Origin of the sequence: Staphylococcus lugdunensis (genome assembly GCF_002901705.1) — a bacterium.
In the GTDB taxonomy this organism is placed as follows: domain Bacteria; phylum Bacillota; class Bacilli; order Staphylococcales; family Staphylococcaceae; genus Staphylococcus; species Staphylococcus lugdunensis.
The window spans coordinates 47555-68603 of sequence record NZ_PPPV01000019.1 but is presented as its reverse complement, the minus strand read 5'-3'; the positions used below and the strand labels follow the sequence as shown (position 1 = coordinate 68603).

25 protein-coding genes and 1 riboswitch are annotated in these 21049 nt (G+C 33.6%); of the genes, 4 read left to right on the top strand and 21 right to left on the bottom strand.

What is annotated here, in order from left to right:
* The first annotated feature begins 282 nt into the window (after positions 1-282).
* Positions 283-1473 carry an FtsW/RodA/SpoVE family cell cycle protein gene (locus CD041_RS11950; RefSeq protein WP_002461205.1) on the top strand — a complete coding sequence of 397 codons (1191 nt, stop codon included), beginning with the start codon at positions 283-285 and terminating at the stop codon, positions 1471-1473.
* Positions 1474-1886: 413 nt separating this feature from the next.
* On the opposite strand, the gene CD041_RS11945 is transcribed toward CD041_RS11950, so the two are convergent.
* The 3 genes from CD041_RS11945 to csoR form a co-directional block, all read right to left on the bottom strand.
* Positions 1887-2024, bottom strand: coding sequence for an Lmo0850 family protein (locus CD041_RS11945; protein ID WP_002461206.1), 138 nt, complete (start codon positions 2022-2024; stop codon positions 1887-1889).
* Positions 2025-2114: 90 nt separating this feature from the next.
* Entirely contained in the window at positions 2115-2327 is a 213-nt protein-coding gene (csoZ, locus tag CD041_RS11940; RefSeq protein ID WP_002478973.1) for a putative copper chaperone CsoZ, read from the bottom strand.
* A gap of 12 nt (positions 2328-2339) precedes the next feature.
* Positions 2340-2633, bottom strand: a complete 294-nt coding sequence (csoR, locus tag CD041_RS11935; protein WP_002492098.1) for a copper-sensing transcriptional repressor CsoR — start codon at positions 2631-2633, stop codon at positions 2340-2342.
* Positions 2634-2798: 165 nt separating this feature from the next.
* Here csoR and cls point away from each other — a divergent pair, with 165 nt between their 5' ends.
* Both cls and CD041_RS11925 read left to right on the top strand, forming a co-directional pair.
* Complete coding sequence (gene cls, locus CD041_RS11930) at positions 2799-4283, top strand: cardiolipin synthase (RefSeq protein ID WP_070647977.1); 1485 nt, start codon at positions 2799-2801, stop codon at positions 4281-4283.
* A 121-nt stretch (positions 4284-4404) separates the two neighbouring features.
* Positions 4405-5046: an HD domain-containing protein gene (locus CD041_RS11925; RefSeq protein ID WP_070647978.1), complete on the top strand. Its 642-nt coding sequence runs from the start codon at positions 4405-4407 to the stop codon at positions 5044-5046.
* 377 nt (positions 5047-5423) lie between these two features.
* Here the strand turns inward: CD041_RS11925 and yidC are convergent, their stop codons facing one another.
* From yidC to CD041_RS11890, 7 genes are all read right to left on the bottom strand, one after another.
* Positions 5424-6299 (bottom strand): membrane protein insertase YidC, encoded by an 876-nt coding sequence (gene yidC, locus CD041_RS11920; RefSeq protein ID WP_002461212.1) that lies wholly within the window; start codon positions 6297-6299, stop codon positions 5424-5426.
* An 89-nt stretch (positions 6300-6388) separates the two neighbouring features.
* Entirely contained in the window at positions 6389-7027 is a 639-nt protein-coding gene (gene thiE / locus CD041_RS11915; protein WP_002461213.1) for a thiamine phosphate synthase, read from the bottom strand.
* 2 nt (positions 7028-7029) lie between these two features.
* Positions 7030-7818: a hydroxyethylthiazole kinase gene (thiM, locus tag CD041_RS11910; protein ID WP_080606539.1), complete on the bottom strand. Its 789-nt coding sequence runs from the start codon at positions 7816-7818 to the stop codon at positions 7030-7032.
* Positions 7811-8632 (bottom strand): bifunctional hydroxymethylpyrimidine kinase/phosphomethylpyrimidine kinase, encoded by an 822-nt coding sequence (gene thiD / locus CD041_RS11905; protein ID WP_002478968.1) that lies wholly within the window; start codon positions 8630-8632, stop codon positions 7811-7813. The genes thiM and thiD overlap by 8 nt, the downstream gene beginning before the upstream one ends.
* Positions 8633-8636: 4 nt before the next feature.
* Positions 8637-9314 (bottom strand): thiaminase II, encoded by a 678-nt coding sequence (gene tenA, locus CD041_RS11900; protein WP_070647980.1) that lies wholly within the window; start codon positions 9312-9314, stop codon positions 8637-8639.
* Between the two features lie 86 nt (positions 9315-9400).
* Positions 9401-9504: riboswitch (TPP riboswitch) on the bottom strand.
* 222 nt (positions 9505-9726) lie between these two features.
* Positions 9727-10434 (bottom strand): transglycosylase family protein, encoded by a 708-nt coding sequence (locus CD041_RS11895; protein WP_062077890.1) that lies wholly within the window; start codon positions 10432-10434, stop codon positions 9727-9729.
* A 478-nt stretch (positions 10435-10912) separates the two neighbouring features.
* The gene (locus CD041_RS11890; protein ID WP_002461219.1) at positions 10913-11314 is read right to left on the bottom strand and encodes a single-stranded DNA-binding protein; all 402 of its coding nucleotides are present in this window, start codon (positions 11312-11314) and stop codon (positions 10913-10915) included.
* A 188-nt stretch (positions 11315-11502) separates the two neighbouring features.
* Between CD041_RS11890 and CD041_RS11885 the strand changes: the two genes are divergently transcribed.
* A complete protein-coding gene (locus CD041_RS11885; RefSeq protein ID WP_080606538.1) occupies positions 11503-11955 on the top strand; it encodes a YwpF-like family protein in 453 nt (150 codons plus the stop codon).
* Between the two features lie 395 nt (positions 11956-12350).
* On the opposite strand, the gene fabZ is transcribed toward CD041_RS11885, so the two are convergent.
* The 11 genes from fabZ to atpB form a co-directional block, all read right to left on the bottom strand.
* On the bottom strand, positions 12351-12791 hold the full coding sequence (fabZ, locus tag CD041_RS11880) for a 3-hydroxyacyl-ACP dehydratase FabZ (protein ID WP_002461222.1): 441 nt from the start codon (positions 12789-12791) through the stop codon (positions 12351-12353).
* A 36-nt stretch (positions 12792-12827) separates the two neighbouring features.
* Complete coding sequence (murA, locus tag CD041_RS11875) at positions 12828-14093, bottom strand: UDP-N-acetylglucosamine 1-carboxyvinyltransferase (protein WP_002461223.1); 1266 nt, start codon at positions 14091-14093, stop codon at positions 12828-12830.
* Between the two features lie 163 nt (positions 14094-14256).
* On the bottom strand, positions 14257-14490 hold the full coding sequence (locus tag CD041_RS11870; RefSeq protein ID WP_002478965.1) for a DUF1146 family protein: 234 nt from the start codon (positions 14488-14490) through the stop codon (positions 14257-14259).
* A gap of 137 nt (positions 14491-14627) precedes the next feature.
* A complete protein-coding gene (locus CD041_RS11865; protein ID WP_002461226.1) occupies positions 14628-15029 on the bottom strand; it encodes a F0F1 ATP synthase subunit epsilon in 402 nt (133 codons plus the stop codon).
* A 21-nt stretch (positions 15030-15050) separates the two neighbouring features.
* On the bottom strand, positions 15051-16463 hold the full coding sequence (gene atpD, locus CD041_RS11860) for a F0F1 ATP synthase subunit beta (RefSeq protein ID WP_002461227.1): 1413 nt from the start codon (positions 16461-16463) through the stop codon (positions 15051-15053).
* 21 nt (positions 16464-16484) lie between these two features.
* Complete coding sequence (atpG, locus tag CD041_RS11855; protein WP_002461229.1) at positions 16485-17351, bottom strand: ATP synthase F1 subunit gamma; 867 nt, start codon at positions 17349-17351, stop codon at positions 16485-16487.
* 4 nt (positions 17352-17355) lie between these two features.
* Positions 17356-18891 carry a F0F1 ATP synthase subunit alpha gene (atpA, locus tag CD041_RS11850; protein ID WP_080606537.1) on the bottom strand — a complete coding sequence of 512 codons (1536 nt, stop codon included), beginning with the start codon at positions 18889-18891 and terminating at the stop codon, positions 17356-17358.
* 19 nt (positions 18892-18910) lie between these two features.
* A complete protein-coding gene (locus tag CD041_RS11845) occupies positions 18911-19450 on the bottom strand; it encodes a F0F1 ATP synthase subunit delta (protein WP_070647983.1) in 540 nt (179 codons plus the stop codon).
* A complete protein-coding gene (locus CD041_RS11840; RefSeq protein ID WP_002461233.1) occupies positions 19450-19974 on the bottom strand; it encodes a F0F1 ATP synthase subunit B in 525 nt (174 codons plus the stop codon). The genes CD041_RS11845 and CD041_RS11840 overlap by 1 nt, the downstream gene beginning before the upstream one ends.
* 91 nt (positions 19975-20065) lie before the next feature.
* Entirely contained in the window at positions 20066-20278 is a 213-nt protein-coding gene (gene atpE, locus CD041_RS11835) for a F0F1 ATP synthase subunit C (protein ID WP_002478963.1), read from the bottom strand.
* A gap of 31 nt (positions 20279-20309) precedes the next feature.
* Positions 20310-21038, bottom strand: coding sequence for a F0F1 ATP synthase subunit A (gene atpB / locus CD041_RS11830; protein WP_002478962.1), 729 nt, complete (start codon positions 21036-21038; stop codon positions 20310-20312).
* Between the last annotated feature and the right edge of the window lie 11 nt (positions 21039-21049).

Here is a 21049-nt window from a genome sequence, read left to right as displayed (position 1 = left end):
ACCTTTAAATTCATTACTGTTTATACAGTATTCACACAAAATATGCGACTTAACGATCCTCTAAAGATTACTTTCTGAAACTTAATATTACCATAAAACATGAGTTGAATGCATTTGATGATATAAAGGTTATCCGAAAATTTTGTAACATTTTTAAAACGATTTACAACACGTTGTTGTGCAACTAGCTGCTATCATAGATATTCTATAGTCAAATGTTTTAATCTACAGTAAAATCATTGTATAATCAATTTAGAAACTAACGAAATTAAGGAGTTACAAATGAAATATTCATCCCGTCAAACGCCTAATAAACATTGGCTCAAACGAATAGACTGGGTGCTCATAGGTATTTTAACTATACTAGCCATTTTTAGTGTCACACTCATTAGTTCAGCAATGGGTGGCGGTCAATATAGTGCCAATTTTAGTATAAGACAAGTTATTTATTATATTTTAGGTGCTTTCATCGCTCTTATTATCATGCTTTTTTCACCTAAAAAAATTAAAAAAAATACATATTTATTATATTTTATTTTTTGTGTATTGCTTATCGGTTTACTAATTTTACCCGAAACGCCTATTACACCTGTGATTAACGGGGCATCGAGTTGGTATAGTTTTGGACCAGTAAGTATTCAACCATCAGAATTTATGAAGATTGTATTAATTTTAGCATTAGCGAAAATTGTAGAACGACATAATCGTTTTACATTCAATAAGTCACTACAATCCGATTTAGTTTTATTTTTCAAAATAATAGGTGTATCAATTATTCCTATGGCACTCATTTTATTACAAAATGATTTAGGTACGACACTTGTTATATGTGCTGTTATAGCTGGAGTAATGTTGGTTAGTGGTATTACATGGAGATTGTTAGCACCTTTGTTTATTTCTGTCATTGTGTTTGGAAGTAGCATTATTTTAGCCATTTTATACGCACCTTCTGTAATTGAAAAGTCTTTAGGTGTTAAGATGTATCAAATGGGTCGTATTAATTCCTGGTTAGACCCCTATTCATATAGTGGTGGAGATGGCTACCACTTAACAGAATCGTTAAAAGCTATTGGCTCAGGACAGCTATTTGGTAAAGGCTATAATCATGGTGAAGTTTATATTCCTGAAAATCACACGGATTTTATTTTTTCAGTCATAGGTGAAGAAATGGGCTTTATAGGCGCAGTAATTTTACTATTTGTTTTTTTACTTTTAATTTTTCATTTAATTCGTTTAGCAATTAGAGTAGAAGCTCCTTTTAGTAAAATTTTCATCGTAGGTTATATCTCTTTGATTGTATTTCATATTCTTCAAAATATTGGTATGACAATACAGCTATTACCTATTACTGGTATTCCTCTACCCTTTATTAGCTATGGTGGTAGCTCTCTTTGGAGTTTAATGGCTGGTATCGGTGTTATTCTATCCATTTACTACCATGACGTATCAAAGTCTTCAATAAAGCTTAAATAGAGAGGTTTCAGATTTAAATTACAAAGTAAAGAAAGGAGCGGGACAGAATTTATTATGAATTTGTAGTCCCGTCCCCCAGTAAAGTTAACTAAAATTGAAAAAAGCTTGCTATAAGCTTATTTTCAATCCAGTCAGCTACTGCCAATATTTAGTTCATAGCTTAGCTCTTCTCTATTAATTTTCTTACATTAATTATCAACATGAAGAAACCATGTTTACTTTTGTCTTAGTTTATTCCACGAGTTCACATTTGAGTGAAAATCAGAATAACAATCATAAATTCAAAGCCAGAAAATGAGCGTATAAACTCATTTTCTGGCTTGTTTTTCTAGGAATAATATCCAATATTCCTTTTTTATAGCAATGTAAATCGACTTAAAGACGCACTCGAACCTTTGAATAAAAGTGACATGTTACTTTAGTTTATGAGTGACTGTTGCTGAGGCTGGCAAAGTATTCATTATGTCTAAACGAGATTTTGTTTTCTTAATATTTACACCTAGCGATGTTAAGTATTTAACCATGTTTTGAATTTTATCGACTTGTTTCATAATTTCACCTCGTTATATGGCCTTTCACATACATACTACCCTAATTAGCTGTCGTTTACTACATGAATTGAAAATTTATTTGAAATTATTTTATAAATCATCTATAGCATGATAGCCAGCATCATATATTTCTTTTTCAAGTGCATTTAAATTAGTTGGTGTTTCAAAAGTAACATTAACTGCACGTTCATCAAAATTGATCACTACTTCATTAACACCAATCATCTCTAATAACCTTGTTCGTAAGTTTTCCAAGTCGTCTTCACTAGTCACATTTGTAATATAAATTAATCGCTTTTCCACAATTTTCTCCTCCTAATCTTTTAGCATTTTTTGAAATGTAACTAGCAATTCCTCCATCGCTTCAACTTCCTGCCCATCGTTTATTTTATCCATGATACAACTTTTCATATGATGCTCTAATAGTTTTGTTGCTACACTCGTTAATGCTGAGCGTGTTGCTCTTATTTGTGTTAACACATCATCACAATAAACATCATCTTCAACCATGCGATTAATTGCCCGCACTTGTCCTTCTATACGATTTAATCTAGATTTTAAATTTGCTTTTACAATTTTAGAATGATGTGCATGATCTTGTTCGTTCAAGGTAAACACCCCTTTATTCAATTACTTACTAATTATTGTATATTACAATGAGCAAATTCAACCACTTTTAACAATTACAATATGATATTTATCAACTACATGATACAATTGTATTATTCATTTAATATTGTGACAAACATAAAATGTTAGGCTAGGAGGTTCTATATGGTTGAATTCTTTTCATTAACTTTGGCACATTCTAATTTACTAATAAACATATTTTTAATTAGTGCTTTTATTTTAAACCTTATCTTTGCCTTTACAATCATCTTTATGGAAAGACGCAGCGCCGGATCAATTTGGGCTTGGTTATTAGTTCTTGTATTTCTTCCTATTATAGGTTTCATACTCTATTTACTTTTAGGTCGACAAATTCAGCGAGAACAAATATTTAAATTAAATAAAAACAATGAAATTGGTCTTGAAATGATTGTTGGTGAACAGATGAGAGCTTTAGAATCAGACAACTTTTCTAAAGGGAATCATCAAATTGTTAAATATAAAGATATGGTGCGTATGTTGTTGTTTAATAATGCTGCCTTTCTAACTACTGACAACACTATTAAAATATTTACAGATGGCAAAACAAAATTCGATTCGCTCATTGATGATATCAATCATGCGAAAGATTATATACATATTCAATATTACATTTTTAAAAGTGATGACTTGGGTCATAAGATATTGACAGCTCTCGAACATAAGTTGGATGAAGGATTAGAAATTAAAATGCTATACGATGATATGGGTTCACGTGGGCTTAGAAAGAAAGATTTAAAGCATTTTCGAAACAAAGGTGGCAAAGCTGAAGCCTTCTTCCCTTCTAAATTACCATTGATTAACTTGCGTATGAATAACCGTAACCACCGTAAAATTGTCGTTATAGATGGCAAAATTGGTTATGTTGGTGGTTTTAATGTTGGCGATGAATATATTGGAAAATATAAAAAATTCGGTTACTGGAGAGATACACATCTACGCTTAGAAGGAGATTCTGTAAACGCCTTACAATTAAGGTTTATACTTGATTGGAATTCTCAAGCTGCGCGTGACAATATTGAGTACAGTGATCGTTATTTCCCAGATGTAAATTCAGGCGGCCAAAAAGGTGTACAAATTGCTTCTAGTGGACCAGATGAAGATTGGGAACAAATTAAATATGGTTATTTAAAAATGATTTCATCTGCGAAAAAATCAATCTACATACAATCACCATATTTCATTCCTGACCAAGCCTTTTTAGACTCTATTAAAATCGCAGCACTGGGGGGTGTTGAAGTTAATATAATGATACCAAGTATGCCAGATCATCCATTCGTTTATTGGGCTACATTAAAAAATGTCGCCTCTCTATTAGAAGCTGGCGTAAACATTTATCAGTATGACAATGGTTTCTTACATTCCAAAACTGTTGTTATCGATGATGAAATTGCTAGTGTTGGAACAACAAATATGGATCATCGAAGCTTCACACTTAACTTTGAAGTAAATGCCTTTATTTACGATGTGGATGTTGCACATCAATTGAAAACAGCCTTTATAGAAGATATGAAAGTTTCTTATAAATTGACACAAGAACTTTATAATCAACGTGGCTTAATCATTAAATTTAAAGAGGGTATTTCTCAATTATTATCCCCAATATTATGACACAAGTCACATCATTTTAATGATAAGCTTGCCTGTTGAATGTAGCTTACATTTAGCTTTAATCAGTACTATATGAGCTAATACATTTAATTATATCTGAAGAGATTTGAAGGAGTATATAATGAATTTAAAAACGCAACTTGATTTATGTAGACAATATATGTTAGATTTTCATGCTCATGATTATAGCGGCCATGATATTGCACATGTTGAAAGAGTAACTTCCTTAGCATTAAAAATTGCTAAAGCAGAGCAATGTCAACGTATAGATATTGTTGAAATAGCTAGTCTATTGCATGATACAGTTGATAGTAAACTAACGACTAGTGATGCTGCAACAATAAAACTAGAAAAATTTTTATACTCTATTAATCTTGATACATTAACAATTAATGAAATTATTTTTATTATTAAACATTTAAGCTATCGCAACGGAGAAAATAATCAAATTTCCCTTTCTTTAGAAGGACAAATTGTTAGAGATGCTGACAGACTTGATGCAATTGGTGCTATAGGTATCGCTAGAGCATTCCAATTCGCCGGGCACTTCAATGAACCGATGTGGACAGAGTTACCAACTTCATCAATACCTTCAGCAGATGAAATAACAACCTTTGAACCATCAGCGATACGTCATTTTTACGATAAATTGCTAAAATTAAAGGATTTAATGCATACTGAAACAGCACGTAATATTGCCATACAACGCCATGATTTCATGAAACAGTTCATCAACCAATTTTTTGATGATTGGTATCAATAATAATGCAGTCGAGATAAACGTATTTTGGGTTTGAGCAGAATAGACAACTTACACTACCAATGGAAACTTCAATTCTTATTCCTACAAATAATATTTCTCGATATGTATGAAACAATCCCAGATAATGAATTCAATCATCATCGTGGTGCAACATCATATCATCCAAAAATGATAACGAGCTGTACATTATCTAATACATAAGGGAAAAGACAATTTCTATCAAATAATTTTATATAGAAATTGTCTTTTTACATTGTTTAAGAACTTAATGTCCTAGCCCCCTAAGTAAACACACCGATAATACGTATTTTTGTAAATAAAGAAGCCAGTAAATGAATTTACAAAACTCATTTACTGACTTCTTTTTCTATGAATTCTTATTTTTTCTTTTTATTATTTTTTGAGACTACTTGTGTGTTTTTACCTTTTTTTGTTCCTTGATTTTTTTCTTTTTCATATTGTTTAATCATTGGTGCTACTTCTTCTTTAGCACGTTTTGAATAATACATGTTAGCGAAGTATGTTTGAACAATCAAGAAAGCGGCGCTGACTGACCAATATAAGCCAAGTGCTGCGGCTGATTGATATGAAATCCATATAATCATGATAGGTGACACAATCATCATCATATATGCCATTTGACGTTGCTCATCTGGCATCGTTTTCGTTGAAATGTAAGATTGAATAAAATATAGTACCCCGGCAATAGCTGTAATCCAAATATCTGGTTTAACTAAATTAAACCATAAAAAATGTGGGTGGTGTGTAATTCCACCGCCAATTTGATATCTAAGTACAAAATATAATCCCATGACGATTGGCATTTGAATTAAAACTGGTAAACAGCCTAACATACTTGCCATTGGATTGATATCATATTTTTTATAAACCTGCATCATTTCTTGATTAGCTGCCATTTTTTCTTCTTGAGTTCTTGCACGTTTAACTTTTTCTTGTACTTCACTTACTTCAGGTTTGGCCACTTTCATTTTTTCACGCATCATATGACTATTTTTATAGTTTGATAACATGAACGGTAATAAAACAATCCGAATAACTAAAACTAATACAATGATAGCTAAACCATAATCATTATTAAAAATGCCTGAACCTAACCAATGTAGTATCTTTTCCATTGGATCTACGAATGTATTATAGAAGAAACCCGTGCGATTTCCTTGCTTAGAGTAGTCACACCCTGCTAAAAAGACCATTATCCCTAGAAACAAAGGTAGTAGTGCTTTTTTCTTCATTTTTCCACCTCTATTATGTTATTTCACATAGATGTTATTTTATCATACTAATACTACAGTAGAAAACAATATGTGGAAAAATTTCTTTGTTAATTATAATAACTTAAGAATTTATTAACAGTGCTGTCAATATTTTGACTTCTAGCGATAGCTGATATAACTGAAATTCCATCCGCACCTGCATCAACTACTGCTTGTGCATTATTTTCGGTCACACCACCAATAGCCACGATTGGAAAGTCACCTATTTCTTTTCGTAACGTTAGAATCATTTCAGGACCTACTGGTGTACTAGCATCAGACTTTGATGGTGTCTGGTATATAGGGCCAACCCCAATATAGTCGACATGTGTTAAGTCAGAACGTTTCAGCTCATCTAGATTGCTCACGCTTAAACCAATAATTTTATCATGAAATTGTTCAAAAAAGTCTTCAACTTTGGCGTCATCTTGACCTACATGTATACCATCAGCTTGTACTTTTAAAGCAAGTGCAACATTGTCGTTAACAATAAATGGCACCTGATAGTTATGGCAAAGTTCCTTTAATTTTAATGCCAGTTGTTCTATCTCTTTGTCTTGAGATACTTTTGATCCTTTTTCTCTAAATTGAAACATTGTAACTCCAGACTCTAAAGCTTGTGTTACTACCTGTTCTAAACTTTTCCCTTCAGGTATATCTTGTGTGCCGCATATAAAATATACTTTTAAATCTGTACTTTTAAACATTTCTATACCTCTAATCTTCTAACATTTTGTTGATATAATTCATAGGTCATTTGGTACATATAATCTAATAATTCTGTTTGAAAACTTCCTGGTCCCTGACAATGTGGACTTTGTTCAGCAAGTTCAGCGGCGATATTATAGAAACTTATTGCCTCTTCAAGCTGTTGTAATGATGGGTGTATGTTGCCGAATAAAAAGCTGGCAATAATGCCTCCTAATAAACATCCTGCGCCAGTCACTTTGGCTAATAATGGTGAGCCATTAGATAATTGAACGATTTGATTATCTTGAACAATAATATCGTCTTTTCCGGTTATCACAATGGCAGTTTGATATTTTTGGTATGCTTTTTTAGCAATTGCTATGGTGTCAAGATTGCTTGCTCCATCTGTACCTTTCATTGTTGTATTCATATCAACAAGCGTCAATACTTCAGAAGCATTTCCCTTAATAACAGAAACTTCTACTTCAGCTAAAAAACGTTCACAAAAGGTTTTGCGATATGTTGATGCCCCTACAGCTACTGGATCAAAAACAATTGGCGTTCTTTGTTTATTGGCAATTTTCCCAATCTTAATAATATCCTCTTCATTCGCTTTTGTGAGTGTACCAATATTGATTAACAATGCTTGAGCAACTTTATAAAACGCTTCTGCTTCTTCAGGTGCTTCACTCATTGCCGGACTTGCGCCCATACTTAACAATCCATTAGCAGTGAAATTTTTCACAACATCATTCGTATAACAAACAATTAAAGGATTATCTTCACGTAATTTTTCTAAATTATTCATCATCTAGTCCTACTTTCTTTAAGTATGCAAAATGGTTTACTGGCCCTCTACCTTGACCTATTTCAGGTGTATATTCAATGCTTAACGATATGAATTTCTTTGCCTTTTTCACAGCTTCATAAATTGAGCGACCTTTAGCTAATTCTGCAGCGATAACAGCAGAAAATGTACAGCCCGTACCATGCGTATGCGGAGTATTAAAACGTTGATTTTCAAATGTATAAACATCATCTTTTGTAAACAAATAATCTTTAGCAATATTTGGGTCTTCGGAATGACCACCTTTAATTACAACACCTTTACTACCAATATCATTGATGAATATATTACCTGCCTTATAAATATTCGCTTCACTATCAATTTTAATACCTGTAATTTCTTCAGCTTCCGGAATATTCGGTGTAACAACATCAGCTAAGGGTAACAATGTTGACTGTAAATGTTTTTTAGTATCATCATCCATAAGTGAATCGCCACTTTTAGCTAACATCACTGGATCGATGACATATGGAATGTCTGCATATTTTGTAAGGTAGTCACGTACTAGTTCCATCGTGTCTTTAGTTGCAATCATGCCTGTTTTAATTGCTTGAGGTAACTCATCATCAAATACGCTATCCAATTGTTCTTTAACCCATGATGTTTCCAGATTATGAATGTGTTGAACACCTTTCGTATTTTGAGCAACGATGCTTGTAATGGCAGCCATACCATAAACACCACAAGAATGAAATGATTTTAAATCTGCCATAACGCCAGCACCACCTGAGGGATCAGTACCTGCAATTGTAAGCGCAATTTTCGGTTTATTCATGCTTTTAACCTCCAAAGTTCCATTGTTCATTCGTATATGCCATATTAAAGAAATGTCTCTCATGAATCGTACTTTGTAAAAAGCTTTCTTTAATTTGTTGTTTTTCTACGTCTGAGCTGTTTTCTGTAAATTGATCTAACAGCTGATCAAAAACATTTATAAGTTCTCTCATTTCTGTGCTATAAAATTCAAACCATTTAGATAAATTTGTAGCTTTGTTTAATTCAGGGTCTTCTATTGCTCTTAATGCAATCACTTCATAAACATATGGACAAGGTGCCATAGCTGCAATTGCATAGGCCGCATTTTCATGCGTATAAGCATGATAATACATATGTTTAATATAATGATCTCCACTTGGCGGCCAAACCTTTTCTTTAATAATTTCTTCATACGGCTCGTTTATATAATCCGCCAATATTTCATGCGCTTCAACTTCCCCTTCAGTTAAAAACTCAATTTGTTCAACAAGAAATTTAATACTTTCAATATCAGTAACTTTAGGAATAAGTAATGCGTATATATTCATAAATTCTTTTAAATAGGATGCGTCAGCTCTTAAATACTGTCTGATTGCTTCTTTAGAAATTGTTCCCTTTAATAAGTCTTGTATGAAACCATCTTGATAAATTTCATCAATAATTGGTTGTGATGCTTGTTTAATTTCATCTGAAAATTTCACTTGTATTGCCTCCCAGTATAAGTCTTTAAAAAATAAAAACTACATTTCAACGTAGAAATGTAGTTCATCCCAAACAATATAATGGCAGATTATTGTTGCTACTTTCCTACGTTGGTTCTAACCAAATCAGGTTATAAGGGTCTGACTAATTTCGTCATCTCAGCCAATAAAGGCTCCCCTAGTAGTTTCCTATTACATTTAACATATCAAAGCCAAACTCATTAATCAAATGTAAAGCAACCATGTCATACCTCTAGATACATATCATCATATTCATTTTTAAATGTGTTAACTCCAAATACAAAATTCAATTATTGAAGACAGTCAAAATAATAGCTGATATATCTTTTTATATAAATAGAACCCACCTCATGATTATGAAGTGAGTTCAGAATTTAATTTAGGTTGGGCCCTAAGCTGTTGTCCAGTGGCCTGCACCTTCTGTATCATATAATTTTTGTGCTGCAGCATCTTGAACATGTTCTGGAGCATTAGCTGGTGACACACCTTTATATTCAGATGGCGCTACATGATCCCATGTTGACTGCATAAATTGATATTTACCTGCTGCACCAGATGATGGATTAACTGCATGAATATCTCCACCAGATTCACGTTGTGCTATTGCTTTCAAGTGACTGTTAACATTAACTGATGAATGACTTGAAGCTTGGCTTGCTGAACTTGACTGACTATGAGATGTTGCTTGTGTTTGTGGTTGTTGTGTTGATTCGCTTTGAGGTGCTTGCTCAGTTTGAGCTGGCTGAGCTGATGTTGATTGTTGAGTTGCAGCACCTTGAGATGATGACATTGTTCCTTGTTGAGCTTGTGAATTCATTGTTGTATCATCAGCTGCACCATTTGATGGATAGTATTGCCATTCAAAATAAGTACCATCAGAAGCAAAGTGATAAGTATTCCCTTCATAATTGAATGTAAAATCATACGCGCCTGATTGTACAGGCTTTTCATTTAATGATTGATCATTTGATTGTGCTAATTGTGCTAACTCAGCTTTAGTATTGACATTTAATTCACTCGCATCTGCATCATGACCTGCATTTCCTGCTACTAAACCTAAGCCTACTGCTAGAGATGATGCAATAATTGTTTTTTTCATAATTATATATCCTCCTAAATTTGAGTTCATTTCATATTTAAATTTACAATTCATAATGTAACATCCATAAAAAATAAGCAGGTTACAGTGAAATAAAAATAACTGGTAAAAATTTACAAAGACATTACAAAAACAAAGAAATAATTATACATACCAAATACGTAAAAAATACTTTGATGCAGGACTAAAAAATCTATAAATTCCAATTACCTGTGTAATATTTTGAAATTTGTCAGATTATTGTGTGAGTTTAACAGATATTCTCATATAGAATATGATTGTAATATATGTATATTATTTAATACTTCTTCAATAAACAGCTAGGAAAATATAGCAAAATTTAGCACAATTCACCATATTTCCCATCACTGTTAAGCATAATTGAAAGGATTTATATTAAAGAAGATTATTGGGAGTATGAATAACTAGTCGGATATAATTTATGGATAAAATTTGAGTTTTAATATTGAAAAAGCAATTATTCGATATTTAAGAGTTTCATTTCATCAACTGAAAAAGGTTGAATATTAGTAGTTGGATGTTCTTCGAGGATTTCGTGTGTTTTGCCTTTAGAGGACATGAATTTAATAGTTTCTACGTATAATTCTGTAACAAAATGTGTTTGTTGGTCTTTAGTATACTTTCTTGAGCGCATTTGACCTGTAATACCAACCAATGATCCCTGACTGGTATACTTTTCAATGTTGGTAGCAGTCCTACCATATGCTTTACATAGAATATAATCTACGATTTGCTCGTTGTTATCATCTTTATAATTTCTTTCCGTAGCCACACAAAATGTAGCAATTTTAACCTCCTCTTTCTCGTATATTTGGGCATCTTTAGTTAATCGTCCAACGATTACGATTTTATTTAACATGTGTCACCTCCTTTGATTAGTTATAGTTTATGTATTTCTAATGCTAAAGTCAAAACGGTATAATTTTAATTTTACTTACGTTTTACCGCTAAAATTTGTTATATTTAAAGAAAATAATGTATTTTAGAACACGTACAACTTAAAAATATTATTTTTTATAAAATTGAGAGCAAAAGGGATGATGGGATATGAAGACATTTAAAGCTGTGCGCTTTCAAATAGTAAATCAAAACGGCGGTATCACTGAGTATGAATTAGAAGATGGTGTAATCATTAATAAAGAAAATAGCGGTACTGGATGGTTGCTAGAAATCGTTATTTCAAATGATCATTATGGACAGATGAAGCAATATCAAGAAGAACAAACTTTATTAGACATTCGTGTAGTTATCACAAGACCGGCTAATGATCCAGCATTATTTGATGCTACAATTAAGCATATTGTTAACTTTGAAACAAAAATGTCAATTGTATTAGAGTGTCACATATACACTTTGAGACAAGTTTATGCAGAAAGTTTATTAGAACAATTAATAGATGATGGTTTATCAGGAGAAGAATTAAAAACAACATTCAAACGTATGATGCAATCTAAACCTAAACTAAAAGATGAAAAATTTGAACGTGATAATACATTATAAAAGACATTTTAATATAAATTCACATATATAAACTTCGACGAGACACTAGAGTAAATAGACAAGCTGAGGAGACCCCGACAGAGAGAATTTCGAAAAGAAATTCACCAAGCAAAGCAAGTTGGGGCCGGACCACAACAAAGAGAAATGCGCTTCGCATTTCAACAAACAAAGCAAGCTATAGTGACTGAAGCTGTCTCCTAAGCAAGCGAGCCAATTATATGAATTATTGTAAATAAAGAAAAAACCTAAGACATAATCATTATGTCTTAGGAACTTAACTATATATTGGTAACTAGGATTAAAAATATACTTATTCTAAGCTTTTTCAACCCTAATCAACCTTGCCAGGACGATATTACGAATTCATAATGGATTCTGTCCTGACTCTTTTTATATTATTTTGCGTCTTGAATCGCAAATGTTAATTCACAGCTACATGCAAGTTGCCCATCAACAGTCGCTTTTGCTGTACCTTTACCAATAGGACCTTTTATTTTAGTAATTTCAACTTCTAACATTAAAGTATCCCCTGGTGTTACTTGCTTTTTAAAACGACATTTATCTATACCTGCAAACAATGCGATTTTGCCTTTGTTTGCTTCACTGTTTAACATAGCAACTGCACCTGTTTGAGCTAGTGCTTCAGTTATTAGAACACCCGGCATCACTGCATAATCAGGAAAATGACCTTGGAAAAAAGGTTCATTACCTGAAACTTGTTTTAATCCTACACATCTTTTGCCTTCCTCATATTCAACTACTCTATCAATTAATAAAAAGGGTTGTCTATGGGGAATAATTTTTTTAATGTCATTATAATCGAATATTGTTTCCATAATTGAGCATCCTCCTAATAACTTATAGCTCTATTATTAAGCATTTATACGTTGTATATCTGCTCCTAATTCTTTTAATTTACCATGGAAGTTCACATAACCACGGTCTAAATGTTTAAGTTCAGTAACTTGTGTTGTACCATCTGCTACTAAACCAGCTAAAATAAGTGCTGCTGCAGCTCTTAAATCAGTTGCTTTAACCTGTGCACCTTGTAATTCACTTTTGCCTTCAATTTTAGCGTTACGACCTTCTACAGTAATATTGGCATTCATTCTTCTAAATTCTGCAACATGCATAAAACGATTTTCAAATACCGTTTCTGTAATAACTTTATGGCCCTCAGCTGTCAACAATAAAGCCATCATTTGTGATTGCATATCTGTAGGAAAACCTGGATGAGGTAACGTTTTCACATCAACAGGCTGTAATGTATCTGGCGCTGTTACACGTACACCTTCTTCGTCAAAGGCTAGTTGTACACCCATTTCTTCAAGTTTGTACACTAAGCTTGTCATATGTTCTTTAATAGCACCTCTTACATAAACGTCTCCTCGCGTTATTGCACCTGCAATAATCATTGTTCCAGCTTCAATGCGGTCTGGAATAATAGAATGAACAACTCCGGTTAATTTATTCACACCGTGAATTGTAATCGTATCAGTACCTGCGCCAGTAATTCTACCGCCCATTTCATTTATATAATTCGCTAAATCAACAATTTCTGGTTCTTTAGCTGCATTTTCAATCACAGATTTGCCATTAGCTAAAGATGCAGCCATTATAATATTTTGTGTAGCTCCTACGCTTGGAAAATCTAAATGAATATTAGCTCCTTGCAAGCCATTTTTTGCATTGGCATAAATATTTCCATTTTCCAAATGAATATCGGCACCTAAGGCTTCAAACCCTTTAATATGTTGCTCAATCGGTCTACTTCCAATAGCACAACCACCTGGTAAAGCTACAATTGCATGACCTAAACGCGCTAGCAGAGGTCCCATAACTAAGATACTTGCACGCATTTTACTTACATATTCATAAGGCGCCTCTTCATTTAATGTCGCAGTTGCATCAACAGTCACAGCATTTCCTGCAATATCATATGAAACATCAGCATTCAGTGTTGATAACACATTATTTATTGTTTCAACATCACTCAATTTGGGAACATTAATCAGTTTGCTAGTACCTTCTGTTGCCAATAATGATGCTGTTAGCACTGGTAATACTGCATTCTTAGCACCTTCTACTTGAACTTCTCCTGATAGGCGATGCCCACCTTTTATAACTATTCTATCCATACATATCCTCCACTTAAGACTACAATATACTTACTTTCATTTCCCTATATTTTATTATTCATTCATTAATTATAGCTATTTTTTCAAAAAAAATACAATTATCTACAAGACAGTCATCATTACTTTAATGACAGAATTTATAATAAAGAATTATAAGAATACTTTATTTTAACAAATATTTTACCTGTGTTGAATATTGCATTAAATCAATAATAAAATTGCTAACACTTGTACCTAACAAAATAGCAAAAAATATCATACAAATTTGAATTTGTCTTATATGCCCTTTTTTAAATAATTGTTCAAGTCTTAAAGCATTAAGTGCCCAATAAGCCACACAAATGCAGATGACGTGTAAAACCAAATGTACAACTGCAAATTGTCCTAAATAATTCATAGTTAACCTCTCTAATAATTATTCTGTAGTACATTGTACCTGAATTTGTTTAATAATGATACTATTCATTATTAAACAAATTAAAACACAAATTAAAAAGGTTTGGAAATACAGTTACTCTGTACTTCCAAACCTTTTTATTTTAAGTTAGCTACTCGTAATCTATTTTCTGCTCTAGCAAGTGCGCGTTGTGCGCGATAAATATCACTATTATCTTCATCATTCAAGTGAGATTGGGCACGTTGCTTAGCCAATTTAGCTCTTTCTACGTCTATTTCTTCAGCTGTTTCAGCCGTTTGTACAATAACAGAAAGTTTATGTTGTCTAACTTCAACAAAGCCACCACTAACAGCTAAGTATTCAGAACCATTGTGAAATCTAACTTTGATATGGCCTGTTTTTAATGCGGCTACTGTCGGAATATGTCCACTCATGATACCCATTTCACCTGCTGTGGTTTGTAACACAACAAGTTCAACATCTTCTCTTTTGTAGACTGAACCATTAGGAGTGACAATATCTAGATTTAATGTATTCATTATCCATTCCTCCTAATTTGATTAGACTTCAACACCCATATCTTTAGCTTTTGCAAGTACATCTTCCATACTTCCAACTAAACGGAATGCATCTTCAGGAATATGATCATATTTACCATCAAGAATGCCTTTAAAATCCTGAACAGTTGTTTTAACTGGTACATAAGAGCCTTTTTGACCTGTAAATTGTTCAGCTACATGGAAGTTTTGAGATAAGAAGAACTGAATACGTCTTGCACGTTCAACCGTTTGTTTATCTTCTTCAGATAATTCATCCATACCTAAAATAGCAATAATATCTTGTAATTCTCTATATTTTTGTAACGTTGATTGCACTTGACGTGCTACATCATAGTGCTCTTGACCAACGATTGAAGGTTCTAATGCTCTTGATGTTGAAGCAAGTGGATCAACTGCTGGATAGATACCCATTTCGGTTAATTTACGTTCTAAGTTAGTCGTTGAGTCTAAGTGAGCAAATGCTGTCGCTGGCGCTGGGTCAGTATAGTCATCGGCTGGAACGAATACAGCTTGAATAGATGTTACAGAACCTTTATTTGTAGATGTAATTCTTTCTTGCAATTGTCCCATTTCTGTAGCCAATGTTGGTTGATAACCAACGGCAGATGGCATACGTCCAAGTAATGCAGATACTTCTGAACCTGCTTGTGTAAAACGGAATATATTATCGATAAACAGCAATACGTCTTGTCCTTGCTCGTCACGGAAATATTCAGCCATTGTTAAGGCAGATAACGCAACTCTCATACGTGCACCAGGTGGTTCATTCATTTGGCCAAATACCATCGCTGTTTTCTTAATTACGCCACTATCGCTCATTTCATAATATAAGTCATTACCTTCACGTGTACGTTCACCTACTCCGGCAAACACAGAAATACCACCATGTTCTTGAGCAATATTGTTGATTAATTCTTGAATTAATACCGTTTTACCTACTCCGGCACCACCAAACAATCCAACTTTACCACCTTTAATATATGGTGCTAATAAATCAACAACTTTAATACCAGTTTCAAGAATTTCTACTTCTGTAGATAATTCATCAAATTTAGGTGCTAGTCTATGAATTGGATCTCTACGCACAGAGTCATCTAGCTTTTCTTCTAAATCAATAGATTCTCCTAAAACGTTAAATACTCTTCCTAATGTTTCATCTCCAACAGGTACACTGATGTCTTTACCTGTGTTTTGAACTTCCATACCACGTTGAACGCCATCAGTTGAATCCATTGCAATAGTACGTACAACATCGTCACCTAATTGCAAAGCAACTTCAAGTGTTAAACTGATTGTTGTATCACTTTTAGGAATTTCAACAATGAGCGCATTATTTATTTCAGGCACTTCATTATGTTCAAAACGGACATCAATTACAGGACCCATAACTTGAGTTACACGGCCAATTCCCATGTTGTTTCCTCCTTTAAATAATTATTCTAATGCAGCAGAACCACTTACGATTTCTGTAATTTGTTGCGTGATTTCAGCTTGTCTTGCTCTGTTATATTCTAATGATAAGTCGTCAATAAGTTCAGTAGCATTATCAGATGCATTTTTCATAGCAGTCATACGTGCCGCATGTTCACTTGCTTTGGCATCTAATATCGTGCCATATATTAAGCTTTCTACATATTGAGGTAAAATAACGCTTAATATTGCTTCTTTATCAGGTTCAAATTCGTATGATGACATTTGACCTTGGCCTTGACTAGAATCTTCTTGAGATAAAGGTAGAACTTGTTTAACCGTTGGCTTATTCTCAAGAACACTGACATAATGGCTATGATAAATTTTAAGTTCGTCGATATGTCCTTCCGTATACAAATCAATTGCATGTTTTGCAATGGATTGTATCGATTTAAAAGAAGGTTGGTCTGGAACATCTACAAGTGAATCTTCAATGTCATAATTCCGTGTTTTAAGAAAGTCTACACCTATTTGACCTAAAGCCACAATTGAATATTCACTGGCATCCGCGTGCTTGCTAGTAATATCGTTAACTAATTTTTTTAGTACGTTAGCACTATAAGCACCGGCTAAGCCTTTATCACTAGTTATAACTAGATAGCCTGTACGGTGTACTTCGCGAGGTCGCAACATAGGATGACTTGAATTTGAATTAGCACCTGCAATCGCAGTTATAGCATCTTGCATTTTTTCCATATAAGGTTGAAACTGTTTCGTATTCTTTTCCGCTCTACGCAATTTAGAACTTGAAACCATGTTCATTGCCTTAGTAATTTGTTTCATTTTCTTAGTCGATTTAATTCGACCATCAATTTCCTTTAGAGAAGCCATTATCTCACCACCTTTTCGAACTTAACTTTAATTCTTCTGATTTACTGAAACTTTTCTTGAATTCATTAATCGCTTGTTCAAATTTTTCACCGTCAGGTAATGATTTTGTTTCTCTAATTTCACTTAACAATTCAGCCGCATTCGATTTAGCCCATTGATTTAATTCATCTTCAAAACGAATAATATCTTCAACAGGAATATCATCTAAATATCCTTTAGTAAGTGCATAAATAATCAAAACTTGATTCTCTACTGGAAGCGGCTTGTTTTGGTCTTGTTTTAATACTTCTACCGTACGTTTACCACGTTCTAATTTGCGTGCTGTAAATTCATCTAAGTCAGAACCAAATTGAGCAAATGATTCTAATTCTCTATATGAAGCTAAATCAAGACGTAACGTTCCGGCAACTTTCTTCATTGCTTTGATTTGAGCAGAACCACCTACACGAGATACGGATTGTCCTGCATTAATCGCTGGTCGCACACCTGAGAAGAATAAATCTGATTGTAAAAAGATTTGTCCATCTGTAATTGAAATTACGTTAGTTGGTACATATGCTGAAATATCCCCAGCTTGTGTTTCGATAATTGGTAAAGCCGTAATTGAACCGCCACCCAATGTATCATTTAATTTAGCTGCACGTTCTAATAATCTACTATGTAGATAGAAAACGTCACCTGGATAAGCTTCACGACCTGGCGGACGACGTAATAATAATGATAATTCACGATATGCAGCGGCTTGTTTTGTTAAATCATCATATACAATTAAGACGTCTTTACCATTAAACATAAACTCTTCACCCATGGCTACGCCAGAATAAGGTGCAATATATAATAATGGTGCTGGTTCAGCTGCAGAAGCTGAGACGATAATTGTATAATCTAAAGCACCAGCTTGTCTTAATTTTTCAACGTTCGCTCTCACTGTAGAATCTTTTTGACCAATAGCTACGTAAATACAAATAGTATCTTGGCCTTTTTGATTCAAGATTGTATCTATTGCAATTGTCGTTTTACCAGTTTGACGGTCACCAATGATTAATTCACGTTGACCTTTACCAATAGGAACTAGCGCATCAATCGCTTTAATTCCTGTTTGTAATGGTTCATCAACTGATTTACGGTCCATTACACCTGTTGCTTTTTGTTCTACTGGACGTGTTTTATCCGTATTTACTGGACCTTGCCCATCAATAGGTTGACCCAATGGATTTACGACACGACCAATTAATTCGTCACCAACTGGAACTTCCATGATACGTCCTGTACGTTTAACCTCATCACCTTCAGTGATATCAGTATATGGTCCTAAAATTACAACCCCTACATTTGATTCTTCAAGGTTTTGTGCTAAACCAAGTACGCCATTTTGGAATTCTACTAACTCACCAGCCATAACATCGTTTAGTCCGTGAATTAATGCAATACCGTCACCGATTTGAAGAACGGTACCAACATCAGTTACTGAGACTTCAGACTCATAATTTTCGATTTGTGAGCGAAGTAATGCACTGATTTCTTCAGCTTTAATGGCCATCTATGTCACTCCTCTTTTATTAATTCGATCTTTTAAATTTCGTTGTTAATTGTTGAAGGTCATTTTTAACACTGCCATCAATAACAGTTGTTCCAACCTTCACGCGTATACCACCAATTAATTCCGGATTAATTTTAGTAGTAAGTATAACGTGAGATAAATTCATTTGTTGTGTAATCACTTTCTCAATTTGAGCAAGTTCCTCTTCATCAAGTTCATATACTGATTCTACTTCTGCAAAATCTTGGTTATATTTCTTGTTGTATAGTTTTTGAAATGAACTAAAAATATCATTTATTAAAGCTAAATGACGATTATTCGCTAACACAAACATCATATTTTTCAAATAGTCATTTACTTCACCAAAAACATTAACTGCAAACGTATGTCTGTCCCTTGCAGAGCGTGTAGGATTTTCATCGAAAGCTTTTAATTCATCAATTTGTGTGCTAGCCACATTACTGACAGTTTTAAATTCATTAAATATATCATCTAAGATACCTTGGTCAACTGATACATCAAATAGGGCTTTGGCGTATTTTTGTGCTACATTTGCCATTATTTATCGCCTGCCTCTTTTATATACTTATCAACTAACGCTTTTTGATCTTGTTCTGAGATTTCTTTTTGGAGTACTTTAGAAGCAATTAATACTGATAGTTCAGATACTTGATTGTTGATATCAGCTAATGCACGTTCTTTTTGACTGTTGATTTCGCTTTGTGCGGTTTCAATCATGCCATTCGCTCGTACGTTGGCTTCATGAATAATCTCTTCTTGTTGCTTACGCGCTTGAACTTTCGCGTCTTCAAGAATACGTTGTACTTCTTCTTGTGTCTCTTTTAATGTTTTTTGATTTTCTTCTTCAAGTTTTTGAGCATTTTCTTTTGCTTGTTCAGCGTCATCAATATCTTTATTAATGTCTCGCTCACGTTTATCCATTACTTCTTTTAATGGACCCCAAGCAAATTTTTTCAAAAGTGCTAATAAAATGGCGAAAGTAGCTAATGTTACAATAATTGTTCCCCATTCCACATCTTTGATTGCTGCACCAAAAACGAATGTGTGAGTTAAAGCAGTCACGGCATATGACACTCCTTTCGTTAATAATCATCACTTGGTCATCAAATAAAATGAATGGCGAAGGTCAAAGAGACTTCGCCTTTAGTGCTTCTTATCTAAATAATGTCATGAATGCAATAACTACACCAATGATTGGCAAAGCTTCAACTAAACCGATACCGATAAACATAATACTCATCAATTGACCACGCGCTTCTGGTTGACGTGCTACACCTTCAACTGTTCTAGAAACGATAAGTCCGTTACCAATACCTGCACCTAGTGCTGATAGACCGATTGCAATTGCTGCTGCGATTAAACCCATATTAATAATTCCTCCTAAAATTTGTTAGTTATTAGTGTGCGTCCGATACTTTATGGGACATATAAACCATTGAAAGCATAATGAAAATATATGCTTGGATAGTTCCAACAAAGATTGAGAATCCTTGCCAGATGATTAAGCCAGGTAAACTAATAATCCAACCCCAATGTGGTTGTTGGAATACAAGTCCTGCTAATAAGGATAACAGTAACTCCCCAGCAAAAATGTTGCCGTACAAACGAAGACCAAGTGTTAACGTAGATGAAAACTCTTCAAAGACGTTTATAATTACAAGTGGCCAGAACGGCTTAAAATAATTGCCAACATAAGCTTTACCACCGCGCATCTTAACACCATAGTAATGTGTGAGTAAAATCATCATGGTAGACAACGTCAGTGTTACAGTCGCGTCTGCTGTTGGTGATTTCCACCACAAGTAATGTTCATGTGTCACGATAGAGAATGGTAATCCTAACATGTTGGCAACAAAGATGAATAATATCAATGTGACTGCTAAGAAGTGGAATTGACCACCTTTTTTCCATGCTAAATTACTTTCTATAATACCTCTGACAAAATCAAAAACCCATTCAATAAAATTTTGTTTACCTGTAGGTCTCTTTTGTAGATTACGCGTACAGATGATAGCTATAAGGAACACAATTGCAGCGGTAATCACTAACATTAAAATGCTAGACAAGTTAAAAACAATATCGAAACCGAATACGTCCCAACTTACCTTTGGTGATTTATGATCCATAATCTCACCTC

Bases quoted from the DNA above. Each gene is read 5' to 3' on its own strand.
- cls (WP_070647977.1), top strand. From the start codon at position 2,799: ATGGTTGAATTCTTTTCATTAACTTTGGCACATTCTAATTTACTAATA.
- CD041_RS11865 (WP_002461226.1), bottom strand. From the start codon at position 15,029: ATGAATACATTAAATCTAGATATTGTCACTCCTAATGGTTCAGTCTAC.
- CD041_RS11925 (WP_070647978.1), top strand. From the start codon at position 4,405: ATGAATTTAAAAACGCAACTTGATTTATGTAGACAATATATGTTAGAT.
- CD041_RS11845 (WP_070647983.1), bottom strand. From the start codon at position 19,450: ATGGCAAATGTAGCACAAAAATACGCCAAAGCCCTATTTGATGTATCA.
- thiD (WP_002478968.1), bottom strand. From the start codon at position 8,632: ATGAATAAACCGAAAATTGCGCTTACAATTGCAGGTACTGATCCCTCA.
- CD041_RS11945 (WP_002461206.1), bottom strand. From the start codon at position 2,024: ATGAAACAAGTCGATAAAATTCAAAACATGGTTAAATACTTAACATCG.
- CD041_RS11890 (WP_002461219.1), bottom strand. From the start codon at position 11,314: ATGTTAAATAAAATCGTAATCGTTGGACGATTAACTAAAGATGCCCAA.
- murA (WP_002461223.1), bottom strand. From the start codon at position 14,093: ATGGATAGAATAGTTATAAAAGGTGGGCATCGCCTATCAGGAGAAGTT.
- atpG (WP_002461229.1), bottom strand. From the start codon at position 17,351: ATGGCTTCTCTAAAGGAAATTGATGGTCGAATTAAATCGACTAAGAAA.
- CD041_RS11895 (WP_062077890.1), bottom strand. From the start codon at position 10,434: ATGAAAAAAACAATTATTGCATCATCTCTAGCAGTAGGCTTAGGTTTA.
- CD041_RS11870 (WP_002478965.1), bottom strand. From the start codon at position 14,490: ATGAATTATTTAGGACAATTTGCAGTTGTACATTTGGTTTTACACGTC.
- atpE (WP_002478963.1), bottom strand. From the start codon at position 20,278: ATGGGTTTAATCGCAGCAGCAATTGCAATCGGTCTATCAGCACTAGGT.
- atpD (WP_002461227.1), bottom strand. From the start codon at position 16,463: ATGGGAATTGGCCGTGTAACTCAAGTTATGGGTCCTGTAATTGATGTC.
- atpA (WP_080606537.1), bottom strand. From the start codon at position 18,891: ATGGCCATTAAAGCTGAAGAAATCAGTGCATTACTTCGCTCACAAATC.
- CD041_RS11950 (WP_002461205.1), top strand. From the start codon at position 283: ATGAAATATTCATCCCGTCAAACGCCTAATAAACATTGGCTCAAACGA.
- atpB (WP_002478962.1), bottom strand. From the start codon at position 21,038: ATGGATCATAAATCACCAAAGGTAAGTTGGGACGTATTCGGTTTCGAT.
- thiM (WP_080606539.1), bottom strand. From the start codon at position 7,818: ATGAATAATTTAGAAAAATTACGTGAAGATAATCCTTTAATTGTTTGT.
- yidC (WP_002461212.1), bottom strand. From the start codon at position 6,299: ATGAAGAAAAAAGCACTACTACCTTTGTTTCTAGGGATAATGGTCTTT.
- CD041_RS11885 (WP_080606538.1), top strand. From the start codon at position 11,503: ATGAAGACATTTAAAGCTGTGCGCTTTCAAATAGTAAATCAAAACGGC.
- fabZ (WP_002461222.1), bottom strand. From the start codon at position 12,791: ATGGAAACAATATTCGATTATAATGACATTAAAAAAATTATTCCCCAT.
- thiE (WP_002461213.1), bottom strand. From the start codon at position 7,027: ATGTTTAAAAGTACAGATTTAAAAGTATATTTTATATGCGGCACACAA.